Origin of the sequence: Pontibacillus marinus BH030004 = DSM 16465 (assembly GCF_000425225.1) — a bacterium.
In the GTDB taxonomy this organism is placed as follows: Bacteria; Bacillota; Bacilli; order Bacillales; family BH030062; genus Pontibacillus; species Pontibacillus marinus.
Window position 1 is genome coordinate 48,429 of sequence record NZ_AULJ01000031.1, and the last position, 13,185, is coordinate 61,613.

The 13,185-nt window shown below is 37.5% G+C and carries 13 protein-coding genes; 8 read left to right on the top strand and 5 right to left on the bottom strand.

The annotated features are described in order from the left end of the window. Positions 1 to 44 precede the first annotated feature (44 nt). The gene (locus H514_RS0106145; protein WP_027446174.1) at positions 45 to 314 is read right to left on the bottom strand and encodes a hypothetical protein; all 270 of its coding nucleotides are present in this window, start codon (positions 312 to 314) and stop codon (positions 45 to 47) included. A 204-nt stretch (positions 315 to 518) separates the two neighbouring features. Between H514_RS0106145 and H514_RS0106150 the strand changes: the two genes are divergently transcribed. Next, positions 519 to 1,448 carry a manganese-dependent inorganic pyrophosphatase gene (locus tag H514_RS0106150; protein ID WP_027446175.1) on the top strand — a complete coding sequence of 310 codons (930 nt, stop codon included), beginning with the start codon at positions 519 to 521 and terminating at the stop codon, positions 1,446 to 1,448. A 71-nt stretch (positions 1,449 to 1,519) separates the two neighbouring features. Here H514_RS0106150 and H514_RS0106155 read toward each other — a convergent pair whose 3' ends face one another. Continuing rightward, a complete protein-coding gene (locus tag H514_RS0106155) occupies positions 1,520 to 2,551 on the bottom strand; it encodes a TRAP transporter substrate-binding protein (protein ID WP_027446176.1) in 1,032 nt (343 codons plus the stop codon). Positions 2,552 to 2,646: 95 nt separating this feature from the next. Here H514_RS0106155 and H514_RS0106160 point away from each other — a divergent pair, with 95 nt between their 5' ends. The 7 genes from H514_RS0106160 to H514_RS0106190 all read left to right on the top strand — a co-directional run bounded on the left by H514_RS0106160 (position 2,647) and on the right by H514_RS0106190 (position 10,555). Continuing rightward, a complete protein-coding gene (locus H514_RS0106160; protein WP_027446177.1) occupies positions 2,647 to 4,239 on the top strand; it encodes an ATP-binding protein in 1,593 nt (530 codons plus the stop codon). A gap of 1 nt (position 4,240) precedes the next feature. After that, positions 4,241 to 4,915: a response regulator gene (locus H514_RS0106165; RefSeq protein WP_027446178.1), complete on the top strand. Its 675-nt coding sequence runs from the start codon at positions 4,241 to 4,243 to the stop codon at positions 4,913 to 4,915. Positions 4,916 to 5,158: 243 nt separating this feature from the next. Beyond that, positions 5,159 to 6,220 carry a TRAP transporter substrate-binding protein gene (locus H514_RS0106170; RefSeq protein ID WP_027446179.1) on the top strand — a complete coding sequence of 354 codons (1,062 nt, stop codon included), beginning with the start codon at positions 5,159 to 5,161 and terminating at the stop codon, positions 6,218 to 6,220. An 88-nt stretch (positions 6,221 to 6,308) separates the two neighbouring features. Beyond that, positions 6,309 to 6,821: a TRAP transporter small permease gene (locus H514_RS0106175; RefSeq protein ID WP_027446180.1), complete on the top strand. Its 513-nt coding sequence runs from the start codon at positions 6,309 to 6,311 to the stop codon at positions 6,819 to 6,821. Beyond that, positions 6,814 to 8,229 carry a TRAP transporter large permease gene (locus tag H514_RS0106180; RefSeq protein WP_231566574.1) on the top strand — a complete coding sequence of 472 codons (1,416 nt, stop codon included), beginning with the start codon at positions 6,814 to 6,816 and terminating at the stop codon, positions 8,227 to 8,229. The genes H514_RS0106175 and H514_RS0106180 overlap by 8 nt, the downstream gene beginning before the upstream one ends. A gap of 75 nt (positions 8,230 to 8,304) precedes the next feature. Beyond that, complete coding sequence (locus H514_RS0106185; protein ID WP_027446182.1) at positions 8,305 to 9,531, top strand: MFS transporter; 1,227 nt, start codon at positions 8,305 to 8,307, stop codon at positions 9,529 to 9,531. Beyond that, positions 9,497 to 10,555, top strand: a complete 1,059-nt coding sequence (locus H514_RS0106190) for a tartrate dehydrogenase (protein WP_027446183.1) — start codon at positions 9,497 to 9,499, stop codon at positions 10,553 to 10,555. Before H514_RS0106185 ends, H514_RS0106190 begins: the two co-directional genes overlap by 35 nt. A gap of 58 nt (positions 10,556 to 10,613) precedes the next feature. Here the strand turns inward: H514_RS0106190 and H514_RS0106195 are convergent, their stop codons facing one another. The 3 genes from H514_RS0106195 to H514_RS0106205 form a co-directional block, all read right to left on the bottom strand. Further along, the gene (locus H514_RS0106195) at positions 10,614 to 11,603 is read right to left on the bottom strand and encodes a Gfo/Idh/MocA family protein (protein ID WP_027446184.1); all 990 of its coding nucleotides are present in this window, start codon (positions 11,601 to 11,603) and stop codon (positions 10,614 to 10,616) included. 285 nt (positions 11,604 to 11,888) lie between these two features. Further along, positions 11,889 to 12,515, bottom strand: a complete 627-nt coding sequence (locus tag H514_RS0106200) for an FMN-dependent NADH-azoreductase (protein WP_027446185.1) — start codon at positions 12,513 to 12,515, stop codon at positions 11,889 to 11,891. A gap of 121 nt (positions 12,516 to 12,636) precedes the next feature. Further along, positions 12,637 to 13,068, bottom strand: a complete 432-nt coding sequence (locus H514_RS0106205; protein WP_027446186.1) for a MarR family winged helix-turn-helix transcriptional regulator — start codon at positions 13,066 to 13,068, stop codon at positions 12,637 to 12,639. Positions 13,069 to 13,185: the final 117 nt, after the last annotated feature.

Here is a 13,185-nt window from a genome sequence, read left to right on the forward strand (position 1 = left end):
GTGAACACACAAAAACAGACAACCCCACACATTAGGGTCGCCTGCTAAGAAAGAGACAACAATCGATAAGTCCGTTGCATTTCAATAATTTTGGGCTTAATGATGTTCCATATTGCATTTTTGTACAGTTTATACACCTTCGTGTCCTTATAAGCACGAATGGTAGCCTTGATTAATTTCTTAGCCTTTTTCTTGGTTTGTTCATAGTTTCGAAGGTTTTTCTGTTGAATATCTTCTTCAAGCTGCTTAAGGATTGAAAATGCTGTACGAATGATAAAGAGGTCATCTTTTCCCACAAATGTCTCCATATTCATAACGACCATCCTTTCTAGAGGATCTATCCCACTATTGTATGCAAGAGAAAGAGAAACGAGAAGAAATCTTAAAAATTATGTACTCTTATTATATACTGAATATTCAGGAAATATAAGCGGGAATATAAACGAATGTGTGGGATAAACCATCTTGTGATAAACTAAAACCCGTACATAAATGATTAGAAAAGGGAGTTTGAACTCATGGAAAAGATGTTGATTTTTGGACATAAAAATCCAGACACAGATACGATTTGTTCTGCGATCGCATATGCCGATTTAAAAACCAAAATTGGTGAGTCGGTAGAGCCTGTAAGATTAGGTGAAGTGAACGGAGAAACGCAATATGCTTTAGATACGTTTGAAGCAGAAGCACCTCGTCTTGTTCAAAGTGTTGCAAACGAAACAAGCACGGTTATTCTTGTCGACCACAATGAGCGTCAACAAAGTGCTGATGATATTGATCAAGTTCGTATTAAAGAGGTTATTGACCATCACCGTATTGCAAACTTTGAAACGGCTGATCCTTTATACTACCGTGCTGAACCAGTAGGCTGTACAGCCACCATCCTGAACAAAATGTATCGAGAAAATGGCGTGAGAATTGAAAAGAATATCGCAGGGCTATTGCTATCTGCTATCATTTCAGACTCTCTATTATTCAAATCACCTACGTGCACACAAGAAGATATTGTCGCTGCTCGTGAACTAGCTGATATCGCTGGCGTAGATGTGAATGATTACGGCTTAGATATGCTTAAAGCAGGTGCTGACTTAAGTGGGAAAACAAGTGAAGAATTGATCTCTCTTGATGCCAAAGAGTTCAACATGGGCGGTAAAAAAGTAGAGGTAGCTCAGGTGAATGCTGTTGATACAGATGAAGTACTTGCTCGTAAAGAAGAACTAGCAAAAGCGATGAATGAAACCATCGAAACAAAAGACTTAGACTTGTTCTTACTTGTCATTACAGATATCTTAAACAGTAATTCCATCGCCGTTGCACTTGGTGATTCCGGACATGCTGTTGGAGAAGCATTTGGCGTTAAATTAGAAGATCATACCGCTCTTCTAGAAGGCGTTGTTTCTCGTAAGAAGCAAATTGTGCCGAAATTGACAGAGGCTTTGGAGAAGTAATAGTATCTAAAAAGCATGTGGTTTTTCAGAAATGAAAAGAAAACCACATGCTTTTTATAATTAAAAGGTTCTCATTCCCCAATAAGTTGATCCATCCATTCTTCCCCGATAGTAGGCTCGAAGTTATCATATACAGCTTGAAACTTTTCTCTCCATGCATCTTTTTCAGCTACTGACAATGTATGGATTTTAATATCTGAGGATTTCTTTAGTAATTTTAAGGCTTGCTGGTTTGTTTCCATTGCGTGCTGTTGATTCCAAGCAGTGGTTTCCTTCATTGCTTCTTTAATAGCGGCTTGAATAGGGTTAGGAAGGTTATCCCAAAATTCCTGGTCCATAACGACAACGTAGCTTAGAAACCCATGATTACTGATCGTCATGTGATCTTGAACTTCATAAAATTTCTTTGAGTATATGTTTGAGATGGTGTTCTCTTGTCCATCGATCAAGCCTTGTTCGATGTTTCGATATGTTAAGTTAAAAGAAATCCTACTCGTTTGAGCATTGAGAGATTCAAACTGTTGTTCAATAACATCACTAGGCATAATTCTGAAACGATGATTGGAAAAGTCATTAGGATTTACTAATGCACGTTTACTACTTGTCATTTGTTTAAAACCATTACTCCAGTAAGATAATCCTACTAAATTTTCACGTTCCATTGATTCTAGTAACTCGGTTCCGATTTCTCCATTAAACACTTCATAAATCGCATCATAAGTTGGAAAAGCATACGGAAGATCGAAAAGTTCTAGCTTAGGGAAAAATGTAGACATCTTTGACGTCGCAGGTGCAATCATTTGAATGGACCCTTGTCTTAAAGCTTCAATAGCTTCTTTTTCAGAATATAGGCTACCGTTTGGATATACCTCTACCCTTACTTTATTATTGGTTTTCTTTTGAACAAGATTTGCGAATTTCTCTGCAGCTTGTCCTTTCGGTGTGTTTTTGGCAACGATATGGCTGAATTTAATAACAATTTGTTCATTTAAACCAGCTTGCTCATCATCATATGGATATTTATTTTCCTTATTGAAATAAAGATATGTAAACACAATTGCCAGTAATAGTACCATAAAAAACACCAAATATTTCTTTCTCATAAGCCACCTCATAATATTGTTTTAAAAATTGTAACATATCTGAAAAATCATGCTACAATACCCATATTACCTATGAAAGGATATGCCGTATGACGATGAAGCAGCTTCCTATTCAGGTGAAAATTACAATTCTTTCTTTCGGGGTTGTTTTATTTACACTTTTAATTTCAAGCATTTTTCTAATAGGAAATGTGGAAAATTTGAAAAAAGAAGAGCTTAGAAAAAGGTCTATGATCACTGCACGAACAGTTGCTCAACTTCCGGAAATTAAGCAAAATATCACTTTAAAAGATGGGTGGAAAAACATTAATCCAGTCGTTGATAAGATTAGAATTATTAATGATGCAGATTACATAGTTGTGTTGAATAATCTAAGAAAACGATATTCTCACCCAAATCACTCAATGATAGGGACTTATTCTAGTGGGGAGGATGAGAACGAAGCTTTTGCACGTCATTCCTATACGACTTTAGCAAAAGGAGAAGAAGGTCTGGCTGTGCGTGCGCTTGTTCCCATTCTAAATAATGAATCAGAACAAGTTGGTGTGGTTATTGTCGGAAATCTCTTACCTCGTTTCTCCGCACTACTTCTTGATATGAAAAAAGAGATCCTTATCATGCTTTTCCTTACATTATTATTTGGAATCAGTGGGTCTGGGCTTCTCGCAAGACACATCAAAAAGCAAATGTATCATCTAGAACCCTATGAATTAAAACGCATTTTAGAAGAGCGAACAGCTACCTTTAATGCCATGCATGAAGGGGTGATTGCTATAGATACAGAAAAAAGGATTACTGTATTTAACCATAAAGCAAAAGAAATGTTGGGGGTTTCTGGAGATGTGATTGGCCAGCCTATTCAATCAATTCTATATGATACTAGGCTTCCAGAAATATTAGAATTAGAGAGACCTATTTTTAATCAAGAATTAACGGTAAATGATACAAACCTTATGAGTAATCGGGTTCCAATCTTGTTTAACCATAACGTGCTTGGAGCGGTTGCGATATTCCAAGATCGCACTGAAGTTACCAAAATTGCTGAAGAACTAACAGGAGTAAAAGCGTTCGTTGAGGCTCTCCGCGTACAAAATCATGAACATATGAATAAACTACATACCATTGCTGGACTTATCCAATTAGGTAACAGGGATAAAGCGTTAAATTATGTGTTCAATATCACTGAAGAACATGAAGATCTCTCAAGCTTTCTTAGTGAGAATATTGGTAATGATAGCTTAGCAGGTCTATTGTTGAGCAAAGTGAGTAGGGGAAAGGAACTTGGGGTTCAGGTTCACATCGATCGAAAAAGTCATCTAAATACGTTTCCACCTGATTTGGATAAACATGATTTTGTATTGTTATTTGGGAATTTATTTGAGAATGCTTTTACTGCATTGCAGCAAACTGAAGATCCAGAAAAATATATAGAAGTAAGTATAGAACAAGATGAGGAAGTATGTTCTATTTTAGTCGAAGATAATGGAGTCGGCATTAGTGAAGAGAATCAAAAGGAAATCTTTAAAGAAGGCTTTACCACGAAGAGCGAAGAGGGGCATGGAATTGGTCTATCCCTTGTGAAAAACATTGTAGATAAAGGGGACGGAACCATACATATTTATTCCCAACCCAATCAAGGAACGAGCTTTGTGATTACATTCCCAATGGATCGAAAGGGGAGCACGTAACATGATTCGAGTGTTATTAATTGAAGATGATCCTATGGTACAAGAAGTTAACAAACAGTTTATAGAAAAGGTAGAAGGATTCCAAGTTGTTGAAAAGGCGGGGAATGGTAAGGAAGGGATAGAGAAACTTGAAAAATATAAAACGGATTTGGTTATCCTTGATGTTTATATGCCAAACCAGGATGGCTTAGAAGTTCTGTATCACATTCGGAAAGAACAATTCCCTGTAGATGTAATAACGGTAACTGCAGCTAATGATCAAGAGACGATCCGTAAAATGCTTCAAAATGGTGCTGTAGATTACATCATAAAACCATTTAAATTTGAGCGAATTCAACAAGCGTTGGAAAACTATAAAAGATATACAAGAAAATTATCTGAAAAGTCCTCTGTTTCACAAGATTATATTGACGAAATTCTTCATAAGAAAGTGAAAGATTCTTCTGAGGAGGTAGACATTCCTAAAGGACTTAACCAGTTGACTTTAAATCAAATATCTAAATATTTAGATCAACAAAAAGAAGCCAAATCAGCTGAAGATGTGGCTGAAGGTGTGGGTCTTGCTCGTGTAACAGCAAGAAGGTATTTAGAATACATGAAAAAGATTGGTCATATCAAGCTGGACATGCAGTATGGTGGGGTTGGAAGACCCGTGAATCGTTATATAAAAAAGTAATCTTTTTTGTCTTTTTGGTCTTAACTTTAACAAACCATTTAAATTTTTATAAATGATGGCTGAAATTCTTAGCTTCAATTAAACTCCTAGTCCCTAGGAGTTTTTTTCTTTTTTTATGAGAAGAACAAAAAGACCAAAAAGGACAATATGATTACAATATTCACCATTGTAAATGTAAGCGTTATCATGGTTTCTAAGTTGAAATATTAAATATTTTCTGACAAATGAAAGGGGTATTTACTTATGCGAAAAAAGCTAAGCTTATTTTTATCCACAATTATTCTTATTGGGGTTTTAGTAGGATGTGGTGCACGTTCTTCAGAGACGTCAGGTGATGGATCTTCTTCAGATGGAGAAGGTAATAATCAGGATGGAGAAAAGATTACAATTAAGTTTTCACACGTAGTAGCTGAAAACACTCCTAAAGGAAAAGCGGCAAATATGTTTGAAGAACTTGCTGAAAAGTACACAGATGGAAAAGTAGATGTGCAAGTTTTCCCAAATTCTCAACTTTATAATGACGATGAAGTGTTATCTGCAGTTCAGCAAAACAATGTTCAAATGGCAGCTCCAGCAACATCAAAAGTGTCAAAGCTATTCCCAGAATGGCAAATTTTTGACTTCCCATTTGCATTTGAAGATACACAAGCTGTACAAGAAGCGATGGAAAGTGAAGAAATCGGTGGAAAACTTTTCAAGATGCTGAAAGATCAAAACTTACTTGGCTTATCCATGTGGGATAACGGCTTTAAACAAATGACTCTTGATGAACACGCTCTTATTAAACCTGAAGATTTCGAAGGTCAGAAGTTCCGAGTAATGTCCAGTAAAGTACTAGAAGCACAATTCGAAGCGGTAGGTGCTAACCCTACGCCAATGCCATTTAGTGAAGTATATAGTGCATTAGAGCAAGGGGTTATTGATGGACAAGAAAATACACTTTCTAATATTTACTCTAAGAAATTCCATGAAGTCCAAAATTATATGACGATTAGTAACCATGGTTATCTTGGATATGCAGTTATTACAAATGATGAATTCTGGACAGGTTTACCTGATGATGTTCGCTCTAACCTAGAAAAAGCACTAGATGAAACAACAAAATGGGTTCGTGAAAATGGGGAACGTCTGAATAACGAAAACCTTGAAAAGATTAAAGAGGACGGTACATTGAAAGAAATTCATAAGCTAACAGACGAAGAGAAACAAGCTTGGATTAAAGCTATGGACCCAGTGTACAAACAATTTGAAGAGGAAGTAGGGAAGGACTTAATTGATGCTGTAAAAGCCCTTCGTGAGAAGTAAACGAGAGAGGGCTAGATGCCCTCTCTTTTATACGACTTCATTAAAAACCACTTCAAGATATTGCTATAGGACAAGGAAGTGATAACTAGTGAAAGTATTAAACTCCATCATTAACAAATTTGAAGAGGTTGTTGTGATCATCAGCTTGGCAGTTGCGACGACTTTAACTTTTATAGAAGTGATTTTACGTAAATTTTTCGGATCAAGCCTTGGATTTACACATGAGTTGGTTGTGTACCTTCTTATAACAGCTGGTTTAATTGGGGCAGCCATTGGTGTTCGTGAAAAAGTACACCTTGGGGTAGACATTGTCATTCAACAATTTCCATTAGGGCTACAAAAAACGATTGTCATTGTTACTCAGATTGCTAGCGTTTTATTTTGTTTGATTATCACAATTTTAGGTGTGCAACAAGTACAAAACATTGCAGAATTTGGACAAGTAACACCAGAAATGGAAATACCTTTTTTTATACCACTTCTTATTGTCCCAATATCTTTTGGGCTTATGACTCTACGGTTTACTCAACAGCTTATTCAAATTATGAGAACGCCAGCTAAAGGGTTGCTTCAAGAGGAGGAAGATGCCGTTCATGAATAACGCCCTACAAACGAATGAAACAGAAGTTAGTCAAAATAGTTCAAATCGTTCTATACCGAAAATGGTGTCATCGAGCCTTGTTCTTTTAGTTTCGTTAACAGGATTACTTTTTTCCATGCAAACGAACAATATGGGCTTAGCATTATTCTCACTACTTTTTTTACTTATGTTACTAGGCGTGCCCATTGCCATATCTCTAGGGTTAGCTTCCTTTCTAGTAATCTATTATTTTACAACTGATCCTTTACCTGATTTAGCCGGGAAGGTATTCTCAGGCTTAAACCATTTTACGCTTATGGCGATTCCGTTTTTCGTTTTAGCGGGAAATATTTTTACTAGAGGTGGGGTAGCCAATCGTTTAATTAAACTGACAAATTCTTGGGTGGGACATATACCTGGGGGCTTGTCTATTGCAGGGATTGTGTCTTGTACGTTATTTGCAGCAATTTCAGGCTCTTCTCCTGCTACTGTTGTAGCTATTGGGGGGATTATGATTCCTGCGATGGTAAATCACGGATACAGCAAAAGTTATGCAGTAGGTTCCATTTCAACAGCCGGCTCATTAGGGATTCTAATTCCACCAAGTATCCCTATGATTGTTTATGCTGTCACTGTAGAACAGTCAGTTGGAAAAATGTTCTTAGCTGGAGTCATACCTGGGATAATGCTGATGATGCTTTTGGCAGCAGTTAGTTTCTTTATTGCGAATCGAAAAAATTATGCTAGAGCTGAAAAAGCTACTTATAAAGAAAGAATGATCGCTCTTAAAAATGCATTTTGGAGTTTAATGTTGCCGGTTGTTGTTATTGGTGGGATTTATTCAGGCGTGTTTACACCAACAGAGTCCGCAGCAGTAGCGGTTATACTTGGATTGGTAGTAGGGCTGTGGATTCATAAGGATCTCATGGTCAAAGAGCTACCTAGTATATTAGTAGACTCTGCCAAAACAACTGCAATGTTATTCTTTATTATAACCATGGCCATGACCTTTGCTCATATCTTAACTCTGGAACGCATTCCACATACCATTGCTGATGTGATCACTGGGTGGAATGTTGGTCCTATCATGTTTTTACTTATTGTCAACATTCTGTTATTTATAGCAGGTCAGTTTATGGAACCAACAGCGATTATTACGATTTTAGCTCCTATTTTATTCCCGGTTGCAGTAGCACTTGGAATAGACCCAATTCATTTTGGGATTGTAATGGTTGTGAATATGGAAGTTGGTATGATCACACCGCCAGTAGGACTCAATTTGTATGTGGCTAGTGGAATTACCAAGATGCCTCTTGTAGATGTTACAAAGTCTGCAGTACCATGGCTGATTGCTGTTGTTATTGGTCTTATTCTAGTGACCTATGTGCCGGCAATTAGTTTGTGGTTGCCAAATTTACTATACAGGTAGTATAAACTACGTAAAAACCCTGATGCTACAGGGTTTTTATGTATATTCTACTGATTTAGGGAAGGAGGGGTCTAATTGATTGAAGCACGCACTAGAACATTCTGGACTACAACGATTGCATTGAGCATAGGTTCTTTAGTGATTTTTGCTAATGTATATTTTACCCAACCTATACTACCAGTTTTTACAGAGGAATTTGGAGTTACCCCTCTAGAGTCTAGTATGTCAGTATCCCTCGTTATTTTGGCATTGGGGCTATCTCTATTCTTTTATGGACCTTTATCGGATAGTTACGGCCGAAGAGGAATTATGATCATAACCATGCTTTTAGGAACTCTTCTTACATTTACGCTTGTGATAGTACCTTCGTTTAAACTGTTACTGCTCATTCGAATCTTTCAAGGTGTCCTATTAGCTGGTTTGCCTTCACTTGCTTTAGCCTATATAGGAGAAGAGTATTCTTCAAATTCTATTGCTATAGCGATAGGACTCTTGATCAGTGGTAACACAATAGGTGGGATGTTCGGTAGGATATTTAGCGGGACTATTACCGATCTTTATAGCTGGCGTACAGCATTTCTATTAATGGGATGTATCAATGTCATTCTATCTATTGTGTTTATTCTATTGCTTAGGAAGTCACGAAATTTTAAACCGAAACCCTTTAATTGGAAGGAAGCAATGCAAAATTATAAAGGACATATTTTAAATAAAGAGCTTCGATTCGCTTATATTATAGGTGGGTTACACTTTTTTCTTTTTGTAGGTCACTTTAATTACGTGACGTTTCTACTTAGTAAACCACCCTACAATCTACCTTCAACTTGGTTAGGGCTGCTCTTTCTTACATATCTTGCTGGGACATTCAGTTCTTCTATTGCAGGTAAAGTGTCGCTTAGGATACAGAAAACTTATTGTATTGCAATTGGTATAGGAATTATGGTTATAGGTTTCGCCGTAACGTTAATACCAAGTGTTTTTGCCATCATATTAGGGCTTTTATTAAATTGCTTTGGTTTTTTCTTTGCTCATTCTACTGCAAGTTCATGGGTGAGTAAGAGAGCTTTTTATTCAAAAGCCAGTGCATCTGGACTATACTTAATTTCTTATTATATAGGTGGAAGTCTAGGTCCTTTTTATTTAGATCCTTTCTGGAATTGGATGGGATGGGGAGGAATTGTCCTCGGATGCTATATCGTATTAGGAATTACACTGTATTGTACAAGAGCCTTGTATAAAATAGAACGAAATATTGGAGGCGATCGTGTTGAAAAACGTGAGCTTAGCTATCATTCCAGGTGATGGTGTCGGGAGAGAAGTAATGCCTGGAGCGGTGGATGTATTAGATACAATAGCAGACATCCATGGTGGCCTATCCTTTCAGAACACCTGGTATCCGTATAGTTGTGATTATTATCTTAAACATGGTCGAATGATGGCAGAGGACGGGCTGGATCAACTCGGTCAACATGATCATATTTTTCTTGGTGCTGTTGGAAACCCAAAGCTTGTTCCCGACCACACCTCACTTTGGGGATTATTAATCGCGATACGAAGAGAGTTTCAACAAGTGATCAATGTGCGACCAGCTAAAAAATTGAGTGGCATTGACTCTCCTTTAAGGCAAAATGAGGACTTTGATTTTGTTGTGGTACGAGAAAACAGCGAAGGTGAGTATAGCGAAGTTGGAGGTCGAATCCATCAAGGTGATGATGAAGTAGCCATTCAAAATGCTATTTTCACAAGAAAAACGACGGAGCGTGTCATGAAATATGCTTTTTCATTGGCAGAGAACCGAAGGAAATATGTAATGAGCGCTACAAAATCAAATGGAATTGTCCATTCCATGCCTTTTTGGGATGAAGTGTTCAACGATGTTGGGGATGGTTATCCATCTATAGATCAGGCTTCCAGTCACATTGATGCATTAGCAGCTTCGCTAGTTTCAAAGCCACATGAACTGGATGTTGTTGTCGCGAGTAATTTATTTGGAGATATACTGACGGATATTGGAGCTGCCATTATGGGAAGTATCGGAGTAGCACCAGCAGCTAATCTAAATGTAAATGGAAAGTATCCATCTATGTTTGAACCTGTGCACGGATCAGCACCAGATATAGAAGGGAAAGGGATCGCGAATCCAATTGGACAAATTTGGACAGGGAAGATGTTGCTTGACCATATAGGTGAACATGAACTAAGTACGTTTTTACTAAGTACGATTGAAGAGGTATTAGCTGACGGTTTTAAAACTCAGGATATAGGTGGCAACTCTTCTACAGGAGAAGTAATTTCAGAAATTGTTCGTCGTTTAAAAATTAATTAATGGAGCAGATAAAGCGCATGTAGAGAAGAGTTCTACATGCGCTTTTGAATATATGATCTTACTCCAACAACATATCCACAACCTTCAACGAAGCCAAAGCATCCTCACCTGTAATGAAAGGCTCTGTATCCTGAATAACCGAATCGACAAAAGAATCAATAACACCTGAGTTAGGATGATGGGGAAGTTCTGGCTTTTGAACCTCTCCATCAGGGGTCTCAATGGCTAAAGGAACATCTTTTTCTGGATAGATTTTGATGATTCCCTTTTCACAGTAGATTGTGGTGCTGTTGTCTTGTTTCCCATAATACGTCCATGAAAATGAAGCTGTACCGATTCGACCTTTTTTCGTTTTTAATGCACAAACGAGGTTATCGCACACTTCGATCGGCTCCCCGTTTTCGTCGACCTTGTCTAAAGCACCTTTAAATGAATGTCCATCAGTGATTTCATCATCTAATAGGTAATGGATTAGATCAATTTTATGAATACCAAGGTCTCCAACGACACCTGATACAGAGCGATCCTTTTTGAAAAACCACGTACTATTCGTTTTGTTATATCCCCAGTGTTCAGGTCCTTTATGGCCGAAGCTCGTTTTAAAAGTGAGGACTTTCCCTAATTCTTCATTATGTATAATCTCTTTTGCTTTCTGATGAGGGGCATCGAAGCGTTGGTTATGAGCGACCATTAACTTCTTACCTGAATTGTGTTGGATTTCAACCATCTTTTCGGCTTCTTCCAAACTAGTAGCTAAAGGTTTTTCACACAATACATGTTTTCCTTTACGCAAAGCTTTTGTGGTGTTAATTGGATGGTTTTCATTGGAAGAGCAATCACTAATTGCTGAGATCGATGGGTCATCGAGAAGATCTTCAATGGTTTCAGCTACACGACCGTTGAATGTTTCAGCCAGTGCTTGTGCACGTTCAGGGTTCCGGTCATAAAACACAATCTCTTTAACATTGGGGTTCTCTTGATATTCCGGTGCATGGCGGTTTTTCGTTATGGATCCACAGCCAATTATTCCAACATTGATTTGGTTCATGTTTCTGTACCACCTTTTTCAATCCGTTTCCTTTATTTTAACAGACACAAATCTATAGATGGATACATCTTGAAATGTTACCAAAAGGCGGACGAGATTTCGTTCTCTAGTCTGACGAAATTTTATTAAAAATTTTGTAACTTTAAAGAGGGTTGTTCGTAAAGATAATAACCTTACTAAAAAGAAAAGAGGGAGCAGCCTGTTTCAATTATGACCTCCCCAGGTATAAATTGATCGACGTGCTCCCTCTTGCTTTTTTTAAGATTTTGTTGGGGGAATTATCCTCTAAAAGGACTGAGCTGTCTGTTCAGTTCTCTCTAACCCATCCGCAATAATTTCTTCTGCTTTATGAGGATATTGATTATGTCCTTCAACCACCAATGTTGTGATATCCGTAACTCCCCAGAAGTTAAGCATGTTTGTTACATAATTTACAGCCATTTCAGCAGATTGAGCAGGTCCTTCAGAATAAACACCACCACGAGCATTTAGAAGAACCACTTTTTTATCTGGTAGTAAACCGACTGGACCCTCTTCTGTATAGCGGAATGTTTTGCCGCTTTGAGCAAGGTAATCAAAATACGTGTGAAGAACGGCTGGGATTGTGAAATTCCAAAGTGGGAAAGCGAAGACTACTTTATCAGCCTCAAGAAATTGATTGAGATACTTGCTAACTGTTTTTGTAGCTTCCTGTTCTTCTTCTGTTAACTCCATTTCTTTAGATAGCTTAAACATCCCATTAATTTTATTGGTGTCATAATACCCTAAATTTTCTTCGAATAGGTCAAGCTCTGTGACCTGATCTTCAGGATTCTCTTCTTTATATTTATCAAGAAATGTATGGTAAAGCTTAACACTCACTGACTGTTCGATTGGTCGTGAATTTGCTTTTACAAAAAGTACGTTTGCCATAAAAAATACCTCCAGTTATATACTCTAGTTGTTTTTGCAACGATTGTGTATCGAGAAGTTGTTGTAGCAACTAAATTCCGTAAAAAATGGTTGTTATAGCAACAATTGGATGGAGATGTCCTTATTTACCTTGGACATTCTGGTCAATTTTAGAGAGCAATCTCTCTAGTTCTTGGATTTCCTCATTCGAAATACCCTGTGTGACTACATCATTAAATTCCTCAGCTACAGGAATTACTTTTTCGCCAAGGTCTTTGCCATTCTCAGTAAGGTATAACATTAACGAACGACGATCTTCCTTAGGGTGTGCTCGCTTAATGAATCCCTTTTTCTCTAAGCTTGAAGCCATACGAGCAATATTGGTTTTGTCTTTATTAAGCTTCTCAGCAAGCTGGTTTTGGGTTAGACCGTCTCTTTCCCAAAGGAGCATCATGACCAAATTTTGCTCAGGTGCGAGATTAAAATCCTCTAATTTGGATTTAATATATTTGGTTAAGTTTAAGTCTGTTTGATGTATCTTGATACTAATGTAGTCTTGAAATCCTAACTTCACAAACGGTTCCTCCTAATTAGTTGCTACACAAACTATTACACTTCAGTTAGTATAAATAGTCCGGCCAAACTTGTCAATTCACATATTGAAAAATGTAAAAGGTTTGATTTGGAGGGG

What these genes read in the sequence shown, in the direction of transcription:
- H514_RS0106145 (WP_027446174.1), bottom strand. Translation starts at nt 314, where the DNA reads ATGAATATGGAGACATTTGTGGGAAAAGATGACCTCTTTATCATTCGT.
- H514_RS0106150 (WP_027446175.1), top strand. Translation starts at nt 519, where the DNA reads ATGGAAAAGATGTTGATTTTTGGACATAAAAATCCAGACACAGATACG.
- H514_RS0106155 (WP_027446176.1), bottom strand. Translation starts at nt 2,551, where the DNA reads ATGAGAAAGAAATATTTGGTGTTTTTTATGGTACTATTACTGGCAATT.
- H514_RS0106160 (WP_027446177.1), top strand. Translation starts at nt 2,647, where the DNA reads ATGAAGCAGCTTCCTATTCAGGTGAAAATTACAATTCTTTCTTTCGGG.
- H514_RS0106165 (WP_027446178.1), top strand. Translation starts at nt 4,241, where the DNA reads ATGATTCGAGTGTTATTAATTGAAGATGATCCTATGGTACAAGAAGTT.
- H514_RS0106170 (WP_027446179.1), top strand. Translation starts at nt 5,159, where the DNA reads ATGCGAAAAAAGCTAAGCTTATTTTTATCCACAATTATTCTTATTGGG.
- H514_RS0106180 (WP_231566574.1), top strand. Translation starts at nt 6,814, where the DNA reads ATGAATAACGCCCTACAAACGAATGAAACAGAAGTTAGTCAAAATAGT.
- H514_RS0106195 (WP_027446184.1), bottom strand. Translation starts at nt 11,603, where the DNA reads ATGAACCAAATCAATGTTGGAATAATTGGCTGTGGATCCATAACGAAA.
- H514_RS0106200 (WP_027446185.1), bottom strand. Translation starts at nt 12,515, where the DNA reads ATGGCAAACGTACTTTTTGTAAAAGCAAATTCACGACCAATCGAACAG.